Below are 21,512 nucleotides of genomic sequence, written 5' to 3'. Positions count from 1 at the left end.
CTGTCTACGACGAAAACTCGGGGCGCGGGTCAGTTCCCGGCCCCGGCGGTGGCGAGCGCTGCCGCACCGGTCGGCGCCGGTACGCCGGCCAGCTCCAGCAGGATCCGCGAGACCTGCGCCAACCGTCCCGGTGCGGCCTCGGCGGCCCGCAGCTCGGCGGCGATCCGGCGCACGGTGCGTCCCGCGAAAACCTGTGTCACACCGAATTTCTCGACCGCGAGCAGACCGCGCACCTTGGCGGTGAGGGTGGTGGCCAGGATCGAGTTGCCACCGATTTCGAAGAAGTCGGATTCGACGCCGACCGCTTCCACGCCGAGAATCTGGGCCGCGATATAGGCCAGCGCCGCCTCGACCTCGTCGGCCGGCGGCACCGCGGCCGCGGTGGCGTCGGCCGCACCGGCCTCGATCAGTCTGCGTATCGCGGCGCGGTCCAGCTTGCCGTTGGGGGTCAGCGGAATCGTCTCGACGACCTCGATCAGGTCCGGAATCATGTGCGCCGGAAGCAGTTCCCGTAATCCGGCGCGCAGTTCGTCCGCGCCGACGGCGGTGTCGTCGGCCCGCACCGCGGCGGCCAGCCGGCCGGACGCGGTCACGATCGCGACCGCCTGCCGTACCGGTGCGAGCGTGGTGAGTGCCGTCTCGACCTCACCGAGTTCGACCCGGTAACCGCGAATCTTGACCTGATGGTCGGCACGGCCGAGGAAGTCGACGGTGCCGTCGGGCAGATAGCGGGCCAGATCGCCGGTGCGGTACCACCGCAGCCCAGCGTGCTCGACGAAGCGTTCGGCGGTGCGCTCCGGGTCGCCGCGATATCCGTCCGCGACACTGGTTCCGCCGATCCACAGTTCGCCCACCACCCAGTCCGGGCAGTCCTCACCGCGCTCGTTCACCACCCGCATCGCCACATTCGCCAGCGGTGTGCCGTAGGGCACCGCGGGGCGGCCGGCGGGGAAGGCGTCGGTGACCTCGCAGACCGTCGAATGGATGGCGGCCTCGGTGGCGCCGCCCAGACCGGCGAACCGCAGTCCCGGCACCGCCGCGCGCCACCGATGCGCGAGATCGGTGTCCACGCGGTCGCCGCCGGTGACGACCAGTCGCAGCGAGGCCAGTCGCTCGGGGGTGTCGGCGGTGGCGTCGAGCAGCATGCCGAGCAATCCGGGCGCGCAGTTGAGCACGCTCACCCCGAAGTCCGCGATCAGCCGCGCCCACGCCTGGGCGTCCCGCTCGATGTCGGCGTCGACGCAGACGAGCGCGCCGCCGAGGGCCAGCGGGGCGAAGATGTCGAAGACCGACAGGTCGAATTCCAGCGAGGACAGACCGAGCAGCCGGGCGCGGTCGTCCATGGCGAAATGTGTTGCGAGCGCGTCGATGGTGTTAGCGGCGGCGCGGTGGCTCACCTCCACGCCCTTCGGCTCGCCGGTCGATCCCGAGGTGAACAGGATGTAGGCGAGGGCGTCCGGATCGGTCGGCGCCGCCCGCTCCAGCCGGCGGCCGCCCAGCGCGTCGGTCAGGTCGAGGGCTGTCACGCCGGCGGGCAGATCGGCGACCGCGTCGGTGAGCGCGACCCGGGCACCGGCCCGGGCCAGGATCCGATCGCGGCGGGCAGGCGGCTGGCCGGTGCCGATCGGCACATACGCCGCCCCGGCGGCGAGCACGCCCAGCACAGCGGGAATCTGCCGGTAGCCCTTGGGAATTACCACCGCCACGGGATCGCCGGGACGAACCCCCGCGTCGACCAGCGCCGCCCCCACTGCGAGCGCCTGATCGGCCAGTTCACCGTAGCTCGACTGGCCGTCGCGCCAGCGCAGCGCCTCGGCGTCGGGGTGGCGGCGGGCGCGGTCGAAGAAGGCATCGTGCAGGGTGCGCGGCTGCCACGCGGTGCGGGTGTCGTTCACCCGTTCGCGGACCGCACGCTGGGCTTGCGGCAGCGCGATGGACAGCGGCGCGGTCCAGTCCGCGCCGGGTTCGGCCAGGGTCAGCAGCAGCCGCCGGAATTCGGCGAACATCGCCTCGACCACCCCGGCCGGCATCGCGTCGCGCCGCACGTCCCAGTTCACCAGCAGGCCGCCGCCGAGCTCGGCCGCCTGGGCGTCGAGATCGACCTGTGGGCCCTGCGAGAGAATCCACACCGGTTCGCCGAACAGCGCGGTCACCCGGTCGGAGAACAGTTCACCCAGGTCCAGGCCCGAGGTGAACACCACCGACGGGGTGACCGGGCCGCCGCGCAACCGGCCGAGGTCGCGCAGGACGTCCAGACCCTCGTAGCCGGAATGGACCGCGCACGTGTGCAATTCGCGCTGCAACCGTTTGGCGCGCTCGACGGCCGACTCGGATGCGCGCGCATCGACGTCGACCAGCACCGAATTGGTGAAATCACCCACCACCCGGTCGATGTCGTCGTGCAGCGGCTCGCGGTCGAACAGCGGCACGTTCAGCAGGAAGCGCTGCCGGGCCGACCAGCGGGCGATCACTTCGGAGAAGACCGTGGCCAGCGCGACCGCGGGAGTGACGCCGTGGCTGTGCGCGACCTTGTCGAATCCGGCCTTCGCCGTGGGCGAGAACCAGTGGTGCAGGCGGATGCTGCGCGCGGGATCGCGACGCTCGTCCTCGGGCACGACCGGCAGGGACGGGATGTCGGGCAGCTCCGCCAGGCGCTGCTCCCACCAGGCCTTGGCGGCCGAATTGTCCGGCGCGGTGCGGTCTTTCGCGGCCAGGTATTCCCGGAAGGTGTAGCCGATGCGGTCGGCGGGGTCGGCGTCGCTGTCGTAGAGCGCGGCCAGATCGTCGAGGATGCGGCGGTAGCTCAGCGCATCGCCGGCGAGCATGTCGACGTCGACGTGGATGCGGTTCGCGCCGTCGGGCAGCAGGGTGACAGTGATATCGACGACCTGTCCGGACGCCACGTCCATCCGCTGATGGCTCTTGTGCTGCCGGATCCGTTCCAGCTCCGCGTCCGGATCGGCGACCTCGCGCAGATCCTCGACGTGGAATACCGGCAGCAACGGCTCGGGCAGTACCCGCTGGGTGCCGGCGTCGGTGAACTGCACCCGCAGCTGCGGATGGCGACGCACCAGGCGGTCGACCGCCCGGCCCAGGCGGTCGGCGTCCAGGCCGCGGCCGTCGAATTCGACGTACAGGTGCGCGGCCACACCGCCGAGCCGCTGATCCTGACGGCGCCCCACCCAGTAGGCGTGTTGCATTGTGGCGAGGGGGAATTCGTCGCCGTCGACGAGTTCGGCGGTGGCTTCCGAGGTGGGCGCGGCCGGCGCCGGTTCGCCGGGGTCGCCGAGTAATTCGGCCCAGGCGGCGATCGTCGGCGACAGCGCGAGCTCGGAACTGCGGATTTCGTGGCCCTGCTTGCGCCAGCGGCCGGCCAGGCGCATCAGTTTCATGGAGTGCATGCCCAGGCCGACCAGATCGTCGTGGTCGCCGATCGCCTCCGATGGGATTCCCAGCTCCGCCGCCACGATGTCACGAATCTCAGCCTTGCCGAGCATCAGACGAACTCCTCACCGGCCGACATCGGGCCTCACCACATATTTCAAAGGCTAGGCTTGCCTAACCTCACAGCATAGTAACCTACCGCACCCGCCTCACCGTAGGGGTGTGGTTTGGCTAACCTAACCCAGCTACCCTAACCCCATGGGCAAAGGCATCAACGGCGTCATCCTGAAGGCGCTGCGCGCGGACGACTACCGACTGACCGTCACCTCGGTGGGGCGAGTCAGCGAGAAATACCTGCGGCTCGGCTTCTCCGGCGGCGGATTGCTCGCCGATCATCCGGTACACCCGACGCAGTGGATCCGCATCTGGTTTCCCGACGACAACGGCAACCTGCAGCAGCGCGGCTACACCCTGGTCGATCCGGATCCCGCCCGCGACAGCTTCGATATCGAATTCGCGCTGCACGGTGGACCGGCCTCGCGCTGGGCGGAGAACGCGTCCGTCGGTGATGTCGTCGACGCGACCGTGATGGGTTCGAAATTCGCGATACCCGAACCGATGCCGTCGGAATTCGTGATCTTCGGCGACAGCGCGTCGCTGCCGGCGATCAACTCGCTACTGGACGCGATCGGCGAAACACCCGCCCGGGTCTGGCTGGAATGGCAGGAGGAATCCGAGCAGGAACTGCCGGTGCGCACCGGGCCGAAGACCGAGGTGACGTGGGTGCAGCGGGTCAACTACGGGCAGTTGCTGCGGCAGGCCGCCGAATCGGTGAGCTGCGCGCCCGACGCATTCGGCTGGGCGGCCTGCGATGCGGCGACCACCCGCGCCATCACCAAATCGCTGAAAACCAAACTGCCGAAACACAATATCGCCACCCGCGGTTACTGGCGCTGAGCCGAACCGGCTGCCGTTGCCGAACAGATCGTGCAAACCTCGCTGTTTTGCGGTGTTCCCGCATTGCCGCGGAGGCTTGCACGAAAAGTTCGGGGCCTCGAGAGCCGCCGACGCCGTAATGCTCAGGCCGACACCAGGTGCCAGCCCGACGCCCGCGAGCGCTCGGACCAGAACGCCGCATAACGGCCGCCGAGTTCGAGAAGTTCGGCGTGCGTACCGCGTTCGACGATCCGGCCGCCCTCGACGAACAGAATCTGGTCGGCGTGGGCGATGGTGTCCAGCCGATGCGCCACCACGACCACGGTCTTGTCCCGGGTCAGCTCGTGGATGCCGCGCACCACCGCCGCCTCGCTGTGCGGGTCCAGTGCGCTCGTCGCCTCGTCCAGCAACACGATCGGCGCATCCTTGAGCAGGGCGCGGGCGATCGAAACCCGTTGGCGCTCACCGCCGGACAGAGCCGCACCGCCCTCCCCGACCAGCGAATCCCAACCGTCGGGCAGGTGCTCGACGATCTCGTCGACGCGCGCGATCTCCGCGGCCCGGCGCACCTGCTCCGGGGTCGCGTCCGGATTGCCGATCCGGATGTTGTCGGCGATGGTCTCATTGAACAGGTAGACGTCCTGGAAGACCAGCGACACCTGCCGCAGCAGGGTTTCCGACGGCTGCCGGCGCACATCGTGACCGCCGACGGTGATGGTGCCGGAGCCGACGTCGTAGAACCGGGACGCCAGCTTCAGCAGCGTGGTCTTCCCACCGCCCGACGGGCCGACGATAGCCGTGGTGGTGCCGCTGGGGACGGTGAACGAGATCCCGTCGATGACCTTCTGCCCGTCCCGGTAACCGAATTCGACGTTGTCGAAGACGATCTCGGGCGGTCCGGGGACGACCGGTTCGGCGGCCTCGGCCAGATCGCGTTCGGCCAGGAAGGCGGTGATCCGGTCGGCCGCGTCGCCGGCGCTGCGGATCGCGGTGCTCAACTGGGCGGCCCGGTTGATCGGCTCGATGAATCGGGAGCTCACCGCGATCAGCGCGATCGTCGCCGGAATCGACAACTCACCGCCGGTGCCGCGAGCCACGACAACGGACACCACGACCAGGAAAACGATCTGTACGCACAGCGCGAAGACCATCAGGCCCGGTATGCCGGCGAAGATCATCCGCTTGGCCGCGCCCTGCTGTTCGCGCAGCGCCTTGGTGAGCGCCCGGTTCCCGGCGCCGACCGCGCCGAAGGCCCGCAGCACCGGTTGTGCCTGCGCGAACTCCACGACCCGCGCGTTCGCCTCCCCCATCGCGGCGTCCAGTCGCCGGTCCGCCCGGGTGTAGCTGTTGTTGGCCCAGCGGCTGACCAGCAGCAGCACCGGCAGGCTGAGCAGCATGGCCAGGGCGATCCGCCAGTCGATGAAGGCGACGCCGACGGCGACACCCACCGGAACGAGTACGGCGGTCAGCACCGGGGCCAGCAGATAGTTGACCACGCTGAGGATTTCGCGCACGCCGCCGACCACCATCCGCGAGATGGATCCGGCGTTCGCGGTGGCGAACCAGCCGAGCGGCAGCGTGCTCAGATGATCACCGAGGCGGGTCTGCACACCACGCAACATGCCGACACCGATCCGCAGGCCCACCAGCAACTGCTGATACGAGCACACCGAGGCGACGAGCACCGCTAGCGCCAACCACGCGGTCCAGCGCCAGGCCCGGCCGAAATCACCGTCGAACAGCGCCTCGAGCACGGGGATCAGCAGTAGATAGGCGGCGATCTGGCCCAGCGCGCCGGCGGTGATCAGAGCCAGGTGACGCGGCACATAGCGGCGCAGGTCCGGCGGAACGAGGGCGAAGATCTTCCGGATCACCGCAGTTCTCCTTCGTCGTGGCCGACGGCGGCCATCGAGGTCCGGTTCTGTTCCCAGAGCCGCTGGTAGAGCCCGCCGGCCGCGGCCAGGCTCGCATGATCGCCGGATTCGACGATGACGCCGTTGTCCAGCACCAGAATCCGGTCCACCCCGGTGATCGTGTGCAAGCGGTGCGCGATCACCAGCACGGTGCGGCCCGCGACCAGCTCCGCCAGCGCGTCCTGCACGGCGGCTTCGGATTCCGGGTCCGCGAAGGCGGTGGCCTCGTCCAACACCAGGACGGGGGTGTCGGCCAGCAGGGTGCGGGCGATGGAGAGCCGCTGTGCCTCACCACCGGACAGCACCGCGTCGACACCGATCTCGGAGTCGTAGCCGCGCGGCAGCTGCAGAATCCGCTCGTGGATCTGCGCTGCGCGGGCGGCCCGTTCGATCGCCGCGCTGTCGGCATCCGGCCGGGCCAGCGCGATGTTGTCCCGGATCGTGCCGCGAATCATCCGCACGTCCTGCAGGACGAAACCCACCGTACGGTACAGCTCGGCGGTCGGGAACTCGCGAATATCCTTGCCGTCCAGAGTGATCCGACCGGAGGTCACATCGTAGAAGCGGGGCAGCAGCCGGGCGAGGGTGGATTTGCCCGACCCGCTCGGTCCCACCAGCGCGGTGATGGTGCCGGGCGCGAGTTCGAAATCCACGCCGCGCAACACGGTTCGGTCGGACCGGTAGCCGAAGCTGACCTGCTCGAAGCGCACGGTCCGCCCGGTCGCCGGGTTGGCGGTCGCGGCGGGGTCGGTCTCGTCGCCGGTGCGGGTGGCCAGCTCCGGCGTCTGCTGCAGCTGATGGAGCCGCAGTGCGGCCGCACCACCCTCGCGCAGCGCCTGCCCGCCGAACCCGATGCCGAGGAGCGCACTGCCCAAACCGATTCCGAGCAGCAGGAAGGGCAGGATGTCGACCGGATCCATCCATCCCAGATCGGCGAAGCCGAGGCCGGCGACCACCACTACCAGCATCAGCAGGGCCGGGGTCAGCAGGATCTCGGCCGCCGACTGCAGTTTGGTCATCGGTGTCTTCCACGCCAGCAAACTCGCCGCGGTGTCGTCGACGGCACGCTGAAAGGTGCTGTGCGCCTTGCGCGCCCGGCCGAAGGCTCGCACCACCTGAATGCCGTCGACGAATTCGATGAGCGATTGTTCGATCCGGCGCTCGTTCGCGTCGAAGACCGCGAACCGCTCCTGATGCGCCTTACCCATCATCGCGGCCAGGCCGCGGGTGTAGAGCAGGAGCGGGACGAGCAGGATGAGCGTCAGGCGCCAATCGACGGTGAACAGGTAGATCAGGGCGACCAGCTGGACGGTGACCGCGCCGACGAATTCCAGGCGCGCGTGTGCGATCAGGTAGTGCAGGGCCTCGACATCGTCCTGCAGGAACTTCTTCACCTCGCCGGAACTGCGGTCGGTGAACCAGCCCAGCGGCACCCGGGTGAGCTTGGCGGCCAACAGCTGGCGCAGCGTGAGCTGGAACGACGCGTCCACCAGATGGGTCCACACCAGCGCCGCGGCCTGCAGTAGACCGCGCAGCGCCAGCACCACGACCGCCGCGATCACCAGCCCCCAGACCCGGCCCTCGTCGATCGGCCGGCCCAGCAGTTCCCGGCATGCCTCGACGATCAGGATGAACGGCACCACCGCGCACACGGAGGAGAGCACGATCACCAGACCGGCCAGCGTCAGCGCGCCGCTGACCGGGGCGAGGACCTGCTTGCGGGCGATACCGTCGGCCCGGCGTTGCTGTTTGAGCGCGACCCGATCCGGCTCCAGCGCGGTGTCGGGCGCGGCCTTCTCCCTCGCCTCCGAGGCGTCCGGCTCGGCCGGCTCCGCGGTCTGAACCGTCATCAGTCCTTCCCTCCCATGCCTTCTCACCCGATCTGTCGCCGGGTGCCGAATTCGGACGTTCCGGCGGCGAACGCCCCCAGTACGGTGCGCCAGCGTTCGGCACGAGCATCCGCTCCCGCCTCGTCCAGCACCGCGGAGTTCACATCGATGTGGGCGACCAGATTCGGCCGCGAATCCTGCGGAACCACCGCGGTGTTGAGGTCGATCGTGAAACGCAGCGGCAGGTCCGGGTGCCCGGCCACCCCGAATTCGGCGGCCAGCTCCGGCAGCGGCACCGGGGTCCAGGGGCCGCTGCCGAACTGCAGCACATCGAAGCGGCCGAGATGGTTCAGGCGGATCTGCCCGCGCGCGTCCAGGGTCCGGTCCCGGACCGGCGCGGCGCCGGCCGCGGGGGTCCAGCGCTCCAGGTCCGCGACCGGCACCAGGACCGTTTCCTCCACCGTGAACCAGCCGACCCGGCGGGTATCGTCGCCGGGGTCGCGGCCGTGTGATTCCCGGGTCACCGCGATGCGGCCGGTGTCGTCCGCGGTGTCGGCGACCAGGACGGCGCAGGCGACGAGCAGCAGATCGTCCAGCGGCACCGCGTTTTCCGCGCACCGAGCGAGCAGCGCCTCGGTGTCGTCGGGGCCCAGGTCGACGATCCGCTGGATCGCCTTGCCCGCCCGATCGTTGCGGGGGTCGGTGTACCGGCCACCGAGCGGAGTGCCCCATGTCGGCGGTGCCACGAATGCCGGCGGCCGCGAAATCGGTTCGGCCGGAGTCTCGTTCACCGCGGCCGCCCCCTGTTCGAGGCGGCGCAGATCGTCCACCAGAATCAGCCAGGAAACGACATCCACCGCCAGGTGGTGAATGGACAGCACCAGCCGCGGCCGGTCGCCGGGCAGCAGGGTCGCGGCCACCATCCGACCGGCGTCCGGATCCAGTCGCTGCACGGTCGCCGCCAGATGTGCTGCCGTGCTGCTGTTCTCGTCGTCGGCGACGACGAACGACGCGGCCGCGCTCGAGCGGTCCTGTGTGATCAGTACCGGCAGACCGTCGGCATCGCGGTCCAACCGCGATCGCAGGGTGGGGTGCGCGGTGGCCAGTTCTTCGAGCCGCCGCACGACGGCCGCGGGTGTGATCCCGGCGGCCAGCGAAATCACCTGGGTCTGAGCGAGATAGCGATAGTCGCCGTAGCCGATGATTTCGCGGGCCAAGGCGGTGAGCGGCAGCACCGTTCCCGCCGGCGTCACCTCCGACTCCGGCCGCACGTCCGCCGACGGGCCGTCGAGTCGCTCGGCGAGATCGCGAAGATCGGCCGCCGCCAGCACCTCTCGCGCCGAGATGCGATAACCGGCACCGCGCAACCGCGACACCAGGTCGATGACGCCGATGCTGTCGATCCCCAGATCCGCCAGGCTGTCCAGGATGCCGATCCGCGATCCGGCGTCCGCGCTCATGGCCTCGATGAGAGTCAGGAGCGTGCGTTCGGTCTCGGTCCGGGGTTCGGCGCGAGTACCGGAATCGGCCGGGCGGGCCAGGAGTTCGGTCGCGGCGTGCACATCGAGTTTGTCGTTGCGGTTCAACGGAATCTCGTCGACGAAGGCGATGCGCGTGGGTACCAGGAACTGCGGTAGCCGCCGGGCGAGCTCCGAGCGCAGGCGCGCGACCGTCCCGTCACCGACCACCAACGCACCCAGCCTGGTCCGGCCGTTCTCGGTGAACGCCAGAGCTGCCGCGTGCCGCACACCGTCGAGTTCGCGCAGCACCACAGCGACCTCGTCGGGCTCGACGCGGTACCCGTTGATCTTCACCTGCCGGTCGACCCGGCCCTCGTAGGCCACGGTCCCGTCGTCGGCGCGGCGCACCAGATCGCCGGTGCGGTAGCGCCGTGCACCGCCCGCGCCCGCGACGAAGGCCGCGGCGGTGGCGGCGAGCCGCCCCAGATAGCCGAGTGCGAGCTGCGGCCCGGACAGGTAGAGCTCCCCCTGCCCGCCCGGTGGCACCGGCCGCAGCCGATGATCGAGGACCTCGGCGGTCATTCCGTCGAACGGGCGGCCGATGGTGGGCGCGGCGTGGTCGTGCACATCGGCCATCAGGGCTTCGACGGTGGTCTCGGTCGGGCCGTAGAAGTTGATGACGCGGGTGCTCGGCAGGCCCTGCAACCGCCGCCAGGTATCCGGGGTGATCGCTTCGCCACCGAGGGCGAGCACGGCCAGCGGGCAGCGTTCGGTCCCGGTCTCCGGGTCGGTGCGCAACAGTCCCGCCGCGATCAGCCGATTCAGCATCGACGGTGAGGTGTCGAAGATGTCGATACCGAATTCCTCGACGGCGGCGACGATTCGTTCGGCATCGGTGCGCACCTCGTCGCCCAGCAGCACCACCGTGTGGCCGCTCAACAGGGCGACGGTCGGCTGCCAGGCGGCATCGAAACCGGTGGACCAGCCGTGCCCGATTCGCAGGGTCCGGCCCACGGCCTCGGCGGTCGGCGCGAAGATCCGGCGCTCGTGATTGCCCCAGTGATTGAGCAGCGCCCGATGCGAGACCGCCACGCCCTTGGGCCGGCCGGTGGTACCGGAGGTGAAGACGACGTAGAAGGACGCGTCCGAACGGGACGGGCCGGCGATGCGGTCGGCGGCCGACTGCCCGGGCACGGGCTCGTTCCGGCTCGACGGCGCGCCCGCGGCCGCCGACGAAGGCTGTGCGGCGACCTCGTGCAGATCGACGGCGACCCGCTGCGCAGCACCATCGTCCGACTCCCCGGCGAAGCGGAGGCGTCCGAGGCCGTCCGGGATGGCATGGCGGCAGTCCACCCCCTGCGCGCGGACCTCGGCCAGCACGTCCGCGCGGTCGGCATCGGCCAGAACGATCCGGGCGCCGCTGGTGGTGAGCAGGTAGGCCACCCGATCGGCGGGAGTCGCCGGGTCGACGTGGACGCACGTGGCACCGGCGTGACCGATCGCGAACGGCGCGTGCAGGACTCGGCGATCCCGGGGCAGGGCGACGGCCACCGCGTCGCCCGGCTCGACGCCGCACGCGCGCAGCTGCGCCGCCAAAGTGACCACTGCGGAACCGAATTCGGCGAACGTCTGCTCACCCGCCGCATCGATGACTGCTGTCCGCGAGGGGACCTCGCGGGTGATGGTCAGCAAGACCTGAGGAACGGACGCCGCGGATGCGGTGGCCTGCGCAGCCCCGGGCGCCGGCCCGGAAACCGTTGCCCTACCGTCGTAGTCGGCGCTCAGCGCGGCGGGCTCGTCCTCGAGCAGCACATCGATCGCGCTGCACTCCCGGGCGTCCGCGATTCGGGCCGCGACCGCCAGCAGCCGCCGTGCCATCCGATCCGGATCGAAGCTGGCGAGCAGGTCCGGCCGGGTTTCCACCCGGCAGACGAGTTCGCCGTGCTCGAGCACGGGAACGACGGCGAGCGGATAGTGACTCGGGGAGTCGACGCGCCGGGCGGTCATGGTGGCCCCGTCGCCCATCGGCATCGCCGGACGCACCGCGCCGACCGGAGAATTCTCGAAGACCAACAGGCTGTCGAACAGCTGCCCGACCCCGGCCTGGCGGGTGATCTCGGCGATGCCGAGGTACTCGTGCGCCCGCAACTGTGCGACGGTCCGCTGTAGCTCGGCGCCGACCTGCGCGGGGGTGCGCTCGTCCATGCGGACCCGCACCGGAATGGTGGTGACCAGTGCACCGACCAGTCGTTCCGCGTGCGGCAGCGAGGCGTCGCGGCCGGAGGTGGTCTGCCCGAACACCACATCGTCGCGGCCGGTGAGTCCGGAAAGAATTCGGGCCCACGCCATTTGGAGCAGCGTGTTCAGTGTGAGCCCGTTGGCCCGTGCCCAGCCGAGCAGGCGGTCGGTGTCACCGGCGGCCAGCCGTGCCTCGCCGACCACGGGCAGGTCGAGGTCCGTCGGCGCCGGCGGACCGAGCATCGGCATCGGCGCCAGCCCGGCCAGCGCCGTGGCCCACGCCCGCGCCGACGCCTCGGTATCGCGGCTCGCGAGCCACGCCGCGTGTTCGCGCAGCGGCGGTGCGGGCGGCAGCGCGGCGCCCTCCCCGCGATGCAGCGCGATCAGGTCCGAGAACAGCAACGGAATCGACCAGCCGTCGACGACGATGTGGTGCGCGGTGCAGACCACTTCGTACTCGCGCTCTCCGACCCGGGCCACGACCACCCGGAACAGCGGACCGCGGTCGAGATCCAGTCGCCGCCGCGCCTCCTGCCAGTAGAGATCCCGCGCCGCCGCCTCCGGATCACCGGCCGAACGCAGATCCACCTCGCGCCAGCCGATCCGGCCTTCGGAGGTGAGGACGAGCACCGGATGCGGCACATCGTCGGCGAGCACCGCGGCGCCCAGATGCGGATAGCGGTGCAGCACACCGTCGAAGGCGGTTCGCAGCGACGCCGGATCGGCCAGATTCTCCACCCGCACCGCGAAGGTGACGAGGTAGGGATCGATGCCCTGGGCCATCGAACTGACCGAGTACAGCCCGCGTTGCAGCGGTGACAACGCGACGACGTCGAGGATCTCCACCTGGCTCACCGGCCGGCGAACTTCTTGCCGAGCGCGGCCAGGGCGGCCGGGTCGAGGCCGGAGGCGCTCATCGGGGCGACGGGGGCAGCGGGTTCGGCGTTCGGAGCGGGCTCGACCGCCGTCAGTTGCGCGGCCAGTTCGTGCACCGCCGGGAATTCGAAGACCTTCTGCACATCCAGCGCGTATCCGCGCTCACCGAGCACGGTGACCAGGCGCAGCGCGGCGATACTGTCCCCGCCGAGGGAGAAGAAGGTGTCGGCCCGGCCGATCTCGTCGTCTTCGTCGAGCTCGAGTACCGCACGGATGGTGTCGGCGATCAACCGTTCGGCCTCGGTGCCGGGTTCGCCGCCGAGTCCGGTGCCGCCGGCGTGGGTGGTCGGCCGTTCGAACAGCGCCGGCAGTTCGCCCGTCGGCAACGGGGCTTCCGGTGCCGCCGCCCAGGAGGCCGGCCGTTGCTCGACAGCCGTTGCCACCGTGTCGATTTCGAGCCGACCGGCCAGGGCCGCCGGGAAGTCGAGGGTCACCGTCACCGCCTCGGCGCCGGTCACGACATCGGCCACGACATCGACACCGTGTGGGCGCGCGACCTGCCGCGCGATCTCCCGAGCGGGCACCTCGGCACGAGCGTTCACCAGGACCTGGAACGGCGCCCCGTCGGCGACGGCGGCCGCACCCCGCAGCTGATGGGTGATCCGCTCGATCCGGGCCGACGCGTGCGCACGCGCCGCGGCGGCCGCCTCCGCGACCTGATCCAGCAGCGCCCGCGGCGTCGCCGCGCTCGCCACATCGACCCGCAGCACCAGCTGGTTCGCATAGGCGCCGAGAGCCGAATCCGGTTGCGGCCCGGTTCGTCCCGTGGCGACGATGCCGATCGGCACATCCGGGCCGAGGCCGGCCTCGCCGAGCACCGCGGCCAGCACTGCCGCCACCGCCGTTTCCGGCGTAACGGTGAGCGAGGCGAAGGTGGCCGCGGGGATACGCACGGTGCGTCGCGCGGAGGGGGAGACGATGCGGCCGGATTCGACTGCCGTGGCGAGGTTCTCGGCCGGGACGGCCCGCTGCGGCAGTTCGGCGAGCCGCTGCAGCCAGTAGCTCAGATCGGGATCGGCCGCGGCATCACCCACCAGCGTCTTCATCTGTGCCATGGCGTAGGACCGGTACTGCGCCACCGGTTCGGCCGCCGTGCCGTCGAGCAGTTCGGCGGCCAGCAGATCGAGGGTGTGGTCGTCGGCCGCCACCGGATGCGCGGCGATCGTCACGACGGCTCGATCGGGCATGCGGTACAACCGGATTCGGATCGGCGGTTCGCGCACCGGATCGAAACCGTATGCGGCATCGGCCAGCAGTGCGGTGTTCAACTCGGCCGGGTCGATCCCCTCGATCGTCTCGACCACCGTATCGGGGGCGTCGACGACGCGCTGGTACGGAATCCGGCGGTCGTCCGGGTAGATCGTGCGCAGGATTTCGTGCCGGGAGACGGCGGATACGGCGGCCCGGTCGAGGTCGGCCGGGTCGAGATCGGTGGAAACCTCCAGTGCGACGAACAGATTGGTGGCGGTGGCGCCACGCAACCGCTCGGGCAGCAGCGCAGCCTGCTGGGCCGGGGACAACGGGATACCGCGCCCGCCCGATCGCGGCTGGGGCACGGCCCCCGGCTGTGTCGGCGCGGTCGTATTCGGCACCGGCGAATCGTGCGACGGCGTAACAGACATGGGAAATCCTTACTTGCCGACGTTGGCGAGCGTCGGTTCGAGCTTGTCCAGCAGATACGGCACCGACAGCGCGGTCGGCTGATTGATGGCGTTGATCGTGATCATGTCGACGAAGGCGATTCCGTTCCGGCGCACCGACGGCAGATCCGCGTAGCCGGGCAGCTGGGTGAACTTCTCCTGCAGACCGGGCGCCGCGCCACACACCAGCAGATCCGAGGTCAGATCGCCGAGCCGTTCCGGCGACAGGGCCAGCCGGCCGCCCGACGGGGCTTCGGCGACCAGCTTCTCCGGCATGGTCATGCCGAGCCGGGTGAACACCTGGGCCGAGCCGTCCTTCGGATCGGCCAGCACCATCAGCTGCGTGGGTGTGGTGAGCATGCAGGTGAGGAAGGTCTTGCCCGTCAGGCCCGGATGTTTCGCCGCAACGGCGTCGATCCTGCCGTGCACATCGGCGACGACCTTGTCGGCCTGATCCTGCTTGTGCAGCGCCTTGCCGAGCGCCTGCACCTGGTCCTCCCACGGATCGATCTGCGCGGAGGTCAGCGGTCCGATGGTCGGGGCCAGCTTGGACAGCTTCTCGTACATGGCCTTGTCCATCATGTAGCCCGGCGCGACGATCAGATCGGGCTCGAGCGCCGCGATCTGTTCGACCACATCGCCGCCCATGGCGAGAGCCTTGGACTGCTGCGGCAGCGTCGGCGGCAGCCACGGCACCGTGGTGCCGGCGCCCGCGCCGGGCACCAGGTAGCCCACCGGGGTGACGCCCAGCGACACCGCGGCGTCCAGCCAAGCCGGGCCGAGGGTCACCACGCGCCGAGGCGTGCCGTCGACGGTCGTCTTGCCCATCGTGTGCTCGATCGTCACCGCGCCACCGGAATCGGCCGCGTCGTCGCTCGAACCGCACGCGGCCACGACCGCCACCAGACCCAGGATCAGCGCCAGCAGGGTGGTCCGCAGCAGCGCGGCGCGCGCTCGCACGCCGCGATGCGCGGGGGTTCGACCTGGGTTCATTGCACAACTCCTCGTACTTACCGCACCGGGCACGTCGTTCACGATCTCGGCATCTCCGGAATCGTAGCTTAGGCTAAGCTAACACGGGTCGTCGATGCCTCGACCAGGGCCGCCAAACCGGCCACCGTCGGGGTGTCGAACAGCGCCCGAACACCGATCCGCACCCCGAATTCGGCGCGAATCCAGGCCAGTAACCGCACGGCCAGCAGCGAATGCCCACCGAGCGCGAAGAACGAATCGTCGGCCCCGACCCGCGCCCGGCCGAACATCCGGCCGAACAGCTCGGCGATGCGGATCTCGGCGGCGGTATTCGGCTCGCGATACAACTCCACCGCCGGTCGTTCCGGCGGCGGTAGTGCGCGCCGGTCGAGTTTGCCGTGCTCGGTCAGCGGGATCTCGGCGATGACGGCGACCGCCGCGGGCACCATGTACCGCGGCAGCACCGCCGCCGCATGCGCCCGCACCGACTCCGGATCCACTGCGGGAGAGCCGTTCTCGTCGTACCGGGCCGGGACGATATAGGCGGCGAGGACGGTCCCTGCCGTCTCGTCCGGCACCGCCGCAACCACACAGTGCGCGACATCGGGATGCGCCGCGACGGCGGCCTGCACCTCGGCGAGTTCGATGCGATAGCCCCGCACCTTCACCTGTTCGTCGGCGCGGCCGAGGAATTCGAGCTCACCGCTGCCGTTGCGCCGCGCCAGATCGCCGGTGCGGTAGAGCCGGCCACCGGCGGCGAACGGGTCGGCGACGAAGCGCTCGGCGGTCACACTCGCCCGTCCCAGATAGCCGCGCGCCAACTGCGCACCGCCCAAATAGATTTCGCCCACCACACCGGTCGGGACCAACTGCATCCGCTCGTCGAGCAGATACAGATACACGTTGCGGTTGGGATGGCCGATCGGCACGATGCGGGTGCCCTGCGGGCCTTCGACCGTCAGATGGGTCGACGAGACCACCGCTTCGGTGGGCCCGTAATGGTTGCGCAGTTCGGCATCGAAGATCCCGGCGAACCGATCGGCGACCTCACCGTAGAGGGCCTCGCCACCGACCGGCACGTGCCGCAGCGCCCGCCACCGGTTCACCTCCGGCAACATCAGCAGGGTGCTCAGCATCGACGGCACCATATGCAACACCGTGACGCCGCACCGCGAGATCAGTTCCGCGACAGCGGGAATATCGTCGAAGGCATCGACCTCCGGGATCACCAGGGCGGCGCCGAGAGTCAGGGTGACGAAGATGTCGAGCAGCGACGCGTCGAATCCGATCGACGAGGATTGCAGCAACCGGTCCCGAGCGCTCATATCCCATTGCGCGCAGAAGCCGTCGAGATGTTCCGCGATCGCCGCATGCGATACCGCCACGCCCTTCGGCGCGCCGGTGGAACCGGATGTGTAGATGACATAGGCGAGGTTGTCCGGCCGCAATGGCCGCACCCGCTCCTCGTTACTCGGAGCATGGTGCGGGAGCGCGGCCGCCGACCGCTCCGCAACCGCCAGCGCATCGGCGTCCAGCACCAGGGCGGGTCGCGCGTCGGCCAGCAGGAATTCCACCCGATCGGCCGGATAGGCCGGATCGATCGGCAGGTACACGGCACCGGACTTCAGTACCGCCAGGACGGCGACGACGAATTCCACCGACGTGGTCAGCCGCAGCGCGACCACGTCCTCGGTGCCGACGCCCCGGCGGATCAGGTGATGCGCCAGCCGATTCGCGCGCCTGCCCAGTTCGCCGTAACTCAGCTCGCGATCCCCGGCGCGTGCGTCGATCAGCGCCACCGCCGCCGGATCGGCCGCCACTCGACGCTCGAACAACTCCACCAGCGTGGCCGGGCGGACCGGGACGAGTTCGCCGTGCGACTGCGCCAGAATGCCGGCTCGATCGGACGCGCCGAAGATGTCCAGCTCACCGATGCGGCGCAGCGGATCGGCCAGTGCCCCGGACAGGACCCGGACATAGTGGCCGAGAAACTGCTCGACGATGCGGGGGTCGAATTCGTCGGCCTGATACTCGATTTCGACCACCGACGACGAGTCCGGCGCGGTGACCACGGTGAGCGACAGCGGCATCCGGGTGGCCGGGCTGCCGAATTCGGCGGACGTCGCCGCCACACCGTCGAGACGCAGCACCGCCGGATCGCGGGTACCGAACTCGATCCGCGCGAGTTGTTCCAGCCCGTCCCGGCCGCTCCCGCGCTCCGGGTTGAGATCCGCGACGACCTGGTCGATCGGGGTGGCGCGATGGCCGAATGCCGTTGCCGCTTCCTGTGCGACGGCACCGAGCGTGTCGGCGAAGGACGCGCCCGGGGACAGCGTCGATCGCAGCAGCAGCGTGTTGCCGAAATAGCCGACACCCGTCGCCGTGTCGCCGCGCACGCTGGCGGGCACGCATACGAGGAAGTCGGTCGCCGCCGTGTACCGGTGGACCAGTACATCGAAGGCGGTCAGCAGCACCGCGAACGGCGATACGCCCCGCCGCCGCGCGAAATCGGCCAATTCCGAGGACAATTCGCGGCTCAGCTCGGTACTGATTCGGGCGGCGCGCAGCGAGGGCATCGGGGCCACCACCCGGCCGGGCAGTTCGAGTGGTTGCGGCAGCGGCGACAGCCGGTGCCGCCAGTACTCGCGATCCGCCTCGTCCGCGCCGGTGGGCCGAGCCGGCTCGGCGCCGGCCGGTACGTCGGCGGCCTGCGTCGGTTCGGCGATCGCGTCCGCCGCGGGCCCGGTGGCGGCCGGCACTCGCCTACCGCGGTAGGCGGCGCCGACCTCGCCGCAGAACACCTGCCAGGAATCGTCGTCCCAGGCGATGGTGTGCACGACCAGCGCCAGCACATATCGGGTGGTATCCATACGAATCAGCAGGCAGCGCAGTGGTGTTTCCCGGGACAGGTCGAACGGGCGTCCGGCTTCCCGGCGGATCAGCACCTCGGCGCGGCGAGCGCGACTGGTTTCGGCGAGGTCGCGGAGATCCACCTGCTGCCAGTCCGGACCGGCGTCCGGGCGCACCACGGCGTGCGGCTCGTCCTCGTCGTCCACGCGATAGACGGTGCGCAGCACCTCTTGCCGCGCAACGACTTCGGCGACGGCGGCGCGGAGTCGCTCGGCGTCCACCGCACCCGCGAGGCGGAAGACCGCGTACCTGTTGAGAGTGGTGTCCTCGGGGTCCCGGTTCTGGAGGAACCAGATCCGCCGCTGCCCCGCCGACAACGAGGTCATTGCGGAGAATCGGTGAGATAGCCACCGCGAGCGAAGAATTCGGCGCCATCGTGTTCGACACCGTCGGCGGTGCGCACCCGCGTCACCAGCAGGCCCCGGTTACCGCCGCGGTGCGCGTCGGGGCCACAGATCACGACGCCCCCACCCTCCTGCACCACGACCCGGCCCGGCGTACCGCCGTAGCGGGCCTGCGTCAGCGCGGCGGTGAGAATCTCGACCTTCTCGCCGCGGTAGTAGGAGAACGCCCGCGGATACGGCTCCGACAACGCCCGCACGAACCGCTCCAGATCGACCGCGTCCCAGTGCCAGTCGATGCGGCTGTCCCGCTCGGATCGCTTGTGGAAGTAGGTACGTTCGGACTTGTCCTGCGGCCGCCACACGGCAGTGCCGGATTCGATGGCGCTCAGCGCCTCCTCCAGCGCGCCGGGGATCAATTCCATTCCGGCCAGCACCAATTCGGTACCGGTGGCGGTGGGGCCGATCGGCAGCGAACGCTGCACGATGATGTCACCCGTGTCGAGCTGTTCGTCCATGCGGTGCACGGTGAGACCGAATTCCGACTCCCCGCTGATCAGCGCCCACAGCACCGGAGAGAATCCGGTGAACTTGGGCAGCAGCGAATCGTGCAGGTTCAACGTGCCGTGCGGCGGCATCAGATACAGCTCGGGCGGCATCCAGGTGTACCAGCTGTTGACCACGATGATGTCGGGTTCGGCGCGCTTGACCAGGTCGATGGTCTCGGCGTCGGCCCGTTCGGTGAGGTGGACCGGGATACCGTGCTCGCGGGCGAGTTCCTCGACCGAATCGGACCAGATGCCCTTGTAGGCGTGCTCGCTCGCGGGGTGGGTGACCGCGAGCACCACCTCGTGTTTCGAATCGATCAGAGCCTGCAGCGTTTTGCGGCCCCAGGTCTGATAGCCGAACGACACGATACGCATGAACCGAACCTCATTCCCTAAAAACTAAGGGTAGCCTAGCCTATTGTTTCCGTCGCGATCATTGCGGTCGTCGCGCCGCGACCATCGGAGCCGCAGCGGCAGCGGTCGACCGCGGCGCACCGCCGAGCACCCGATCGGACAGTTCGCCCAGGCAACTGAGGTTGGGGAAGCCCGGCCCCTGGGCCATCCCCGCGAGATTCGGCAGATAGAGCTTGGCCTCGAGCCCGGTCACGGCCAGGTCGTGACCGATCGCCGCTTCCAGCCGGGCATGGGTGATGGGGCCGCCGACCGCGAGCTCGACCAGATCCGCGGCATCGGAGTCGAACAGATCCAGGAACCACAGGGGCTGACCGCCGGTGGCGTCGACCACCAGATCGAAACCGTGCTGCTGATCCGGACGCAATTCGTTGCGCAGGGTGAGCGACACCCCGTCGCCGCGCTCGGCGACCCGGACCACCCGGCCCTGCAGATGATGAACTCGGTTGTCGCCCAGCACATTCTCCTGCACCCGCACCGAGAAGACGCCCCGGTCGGTACGGCGGATCACATCGCGACGCTCCTGCACACTCAACGCCCGCCACTTGGCCGGATCACTGAACAACGCATTCTCGAAATAGCTTTCGCCGCGGGTGTAGATGGTGGCCGCGGGTGAGATCACCGAGACGGTCAGCACATCGTGGCGGACCAGCTCGTCCACCGCCGAACCGGCCGTCTCCCCGCCGCCGATCACGGCCGCGCGCGAGGAGACCGGGAGCCGGCGCTTACCCGCCAGATCCCAGAAATCGGCGATGCTCAGCACCTTCGGATGGTCGGCCAGGGCGCGGCGACTGTCGCCCGGTCCCGTGATCATCAAACCGTCGCAATCGATTTCGGTTTCCACACCGGAACCGTCGGCCACCGAGACCAACCAGCCGTCGGCGGCCGGGCGCACCCGGCGGACGCCGCCCATGACCAACTCGACCTCGGCCTTGCGTGCGACCCACTGCAGATAGTTCGCCCACACGTGGTGATGCGGGTTGGGCCGGCCGCGATCGACCCATTCGGCGTAGGTGCCGTTCTCGATCAGGAACGAGGTCCAGCTGTAGGCGATCATCGCCCGGTCGATCGCGCGATTGTGGCCGCGCGCCCAGGTCGAGTGGTAGGGGAAGCCGATGTCCTTCTCCGGGCTGGTGCCGAGCCGGTGCTGGCCGTCGGTCCAGCCACCGCTGGGCAGCCAATTGCCTCCCACCGCATGCGGTTCCACCACGACCACGCGCGGAGCGGGTAACCCCAGGTCGCGCAGCACCCGAGCCTTCGCCGCCACTGCCATCGCTTTCGGCCCGGCTCCGACCACGAGAAGCGTCTTCACTGGTTCTCCCGTTCTGTGATTCCAGCCACCGCCCTGCCGATCGCCGAGGCGTTCAGCTGCGCGGATCCGGCAGTTCGGAAGGACCGAATCCCACCGAAGCCGACTGAGTACTACCTACCTTTGCATAGGCTTACCTTATATTGCTTGGTGGTGCCAGCCCTTGCGGAACGATTGCGAGGCACGGCACTCCTGTCCCACAACTGATCGGAAACGACCATGATCAAGATCAAATCCCGTGCCGTTGCGGCCTTTTCGCTGGCCGCTGTCGTCTTCGCCGGTGGTGTCGCCTCCGTGACCCCGGCCGTCGCCGCACCGATCGCCGCACCCGTCCACGCCGCCGCCCCGGGCGCCGGCGAACTGCAGAGCAAATTGCAGCTGGTGCTCGACCCGAACGGTTCGCGTGCGGCCCGCGCCAACGAGCTCGAGGCGGGCGAGGCCGGAATTCCGCTGGTCGACCAGGTCGGCGGTGTGATGGCCACCGTGCCCGGCTTCCAGTGGCAGGCCATCGACCCGGTGAACGTGCAGGGCGACACGCTGACCCACAATCTGCAGATCAACGTCCCCGGCTTCGATGCCATGTACATCGAGCTGAAGTGGAAGGAGATCGACGGCACCTGGAAGCTGACCCGCGAATCCGAGTGCACGATCGCCTATTACGCGAATCTCCCCTGCACCGTCTAGC

11 protein-coding genes are annotated in these 21,512 nt (G+C 69.7%); 2 read left to right on the top strand and 9 right to left on the bottom strand.

The window, feature by feature from the left end:
* Positions 1 to 29: 29 nt before the first annotated feature.
* The gene (locus ON37_RS04010; protein ID WP_040716800.1) at positions 30 to 3,497 is read right to left on the bottom strand and encodes a non-ribosomal peptide synthetase; all 3,468 of its coding nucleotides are present in this window, start codon (positions 3,495 to 3,497) and stop codon (positions 30 to 32) included.
* Between the two features lie 145 nt (positions 3,498 to 3,642).
* On the opposite strand from ON37_RS04010, the gene ON37_RS04005 reads away from it, so the two are divergent.
* Complete coding sequence (locus ON37_RS04005; protein WP_040716798.1) at positions 3,643 to 4,341, top strand: siderophore-interacting protein; 699 nt, start codon at positions 3,643 to 3,645, stop codon at positions 4,339 to 4,341.
* A 122-nt stretch (positions 4,342 to 4,463) separates the two neighbouring features.
* Here ON37_RS04005 and ON37_RS04000 read toward each other — a convergent pair whose 3' ends face one another.
* From ON37_RS04000 to ON37_RS03965, 8 genes are all read right to left on the bottom strand, one after another.
* Positions 4,464 to 6,194, bottom strand: coding sequence for an ABC transporter ATP-binding protein (locus ON37_RS04000; protein ID WP_040716795.1), 1,731 nt, complete (start codon positions 6,192 to 6,194; stop codon positions 4,464 to 4,466).
* Entirely contained in the window at positions 6,191 to 8,083 is a 1,893-nt protein-coding gene (locus ON37_RS03995; protein ID WP_051031180.1) for an ABC transporter ATP-binding protein, read from the bottom strand. The genes ON37_RS04000 and ON37_RS03995 overlap by 4 nt, the downstream gene beginning before the upstream one ends.
* 23 nt (positions 8,084 to 8,106) lie before the next feature.
* Positions 8,107 to 12,615, bottom strand: coding sequence for a non-ribosomal peptide synthetase (locus tag ON37_RS03990; protein ID WP_245553007.1), 4,509 nt, complete (start codon positions 12,613 to 12,615; stop codon positions 8,107 to 8,109).
* Positions 12,612 to 14,318, bottom strand: a complete 1,707-nt coding sequence (locus ON37_RS03985) for a condensation domain-containing protein (RefSeq protein WP_083892714.1) — start codon at positions 14,316 to 14,318, stop codon at positions 12,612 to 12,614. The genes ON37_RS03990 and ON37_RS03985 overlap by 4 nt, the downstream gene beginning before the upstream one ends.
* Before the next feature lie 9 nt (positions 14,319 to 14,327).
* Positions 14,328 to 15,329, bottom strand: a complete 1,002-nt coding sequence (locus ON37_RS03980) for an ABC transporter substrate-binding protein (protein WP_051031179.1) — start codon at positions 15,327 to 15,329, stop codon at positions 14,328 to 14,330.
* Positions 15,330 to 15,397: 68 nt separating this feature from the next.
* Complete coding sequence (locus ON37_RS03975) at positions 15,398 to 18,544, bottom strand: non-ribosomal peptide synthetase (RefSeq protein ID WP_051031178.1); 3,147 nt, start codon at positions 18,542 to 18,544, stop codon at positions 15,398 to 15,400.
* Complete coding sequence (locus ON37_RS03970) at positions 18,541 to 19,482, bottom strand: methionyl-tRNA formyltransferase (protein WP_040716793.1); 942 nt, start codon at positions 19,480 to 19,482, stop codon at positions 18,541 to 18,543. Before ON37_RS03970 ends, ON37_RS03975 begins: the two co-directional genes overlap by 4 nt.
* Positions 19,483 to 19,540: 58 nt before the next feature.
* Positions 19,541 to 20,830 (bottom strand): SidA/IucD/PvdA family monooxygenase, encoded by a 1,290-nt coding sequence (locus ON37_RS03965; RefSeq protein WP_040716789.1) that lies wholly within the window; start codon positions 20,828 to 20,830, stop codon positions 19,541 to 19,543.
* Between the two features lie 216 nt (positions 20,831 to 21,046).
* On the opposite strand from ON37_RS03965, the gene ON37_RS03960 reads away from it, so the two are divergent.
* The gene (locus ON37_RS03960) at positions 21,047 to 21,511 is read left to right on the top strand and encodes an MTB12 C-terminal domain-containing protein (protein ID WP_040716787.1); all 465 of its coding nucleotides are present in this window, start codon (positions 21,047 to 21,049) and stop codon (positions 21,509 to 21,511) included.
* The last annotated feature ends 1 nt before the right edge of the window (position 21,512 follow it).

The organism is Nocardia veterana NBRC 100344 (assembly GCF_000308855.1).
Lineage (GTDB): Bacteria > Actinomycetota > Actinomycetes > Mycobacteriales > Mycobacteriaceae > Nocardia > Nocardia veterana.
The sequence above is the reverse complement of the archived record's forward strand: the minus strand, read 5'-3'. Positions and strand labels throughout refer to the sequence as shown.

Coding starts and splice junctions, on each gene's coding strand:
- ON37_RS04010 (WP_040716800.1), bottom strand. CDS start 3,497: ATGCTCGGCAAGGCTGAGATTCGTGACATCGTGGCGGCGGAGCTGGGA.
- ON37_RS04005 (WP_040716798.1), top strand. CDS start 3,643: ATGGGCAAAGGCATCAACGGCGTCATCCTGAAGGCGCTGCGCGCGGAC.
- ON37_RS03995 (WP_051031180.1), bottom strand. CDS start 8,083: ATGACGGTTCAGACCGCGGAGCCGGCCGAGCCGGACGCCTCGGAGGCG.
- ON37_RS03985 (WP_083892714.1), bottom strand. CDS start 14,318: ATGTCTGTTACGCCGTCGCACGATTCGCCGGTGCCGAATACGACCGCG.
- ON37_RS03980 (WP_051031179.1), bottom strand. CDS start 15,329: ATGAACCCAGGTCGAACCCCCGCGCATCGCGGCGTGCGAGCGCGCGCC.
- ON37_RS03975 (WP_051031178.1), bottom strand. CDS start 18,544: ATGACCTCGTTGTCGGCGGGGCAGCGGCGGATCTGGTTCCTCCAGAAC.
- ON37_RS03970 (WP_040716793.1), bottom strand. CDS start 19,482: ATGCGTATCGTGTCGTTCGGCTATCAGACCTGGGGCCGCAAAACGCTG.
- ON37_RS03960 (WP_040716787.1), top strand. CDS start 21,047: ATGATCAAGATCAAATCCCGTGCCGTTGCGGCCTTTTCGCTGGCCGCT.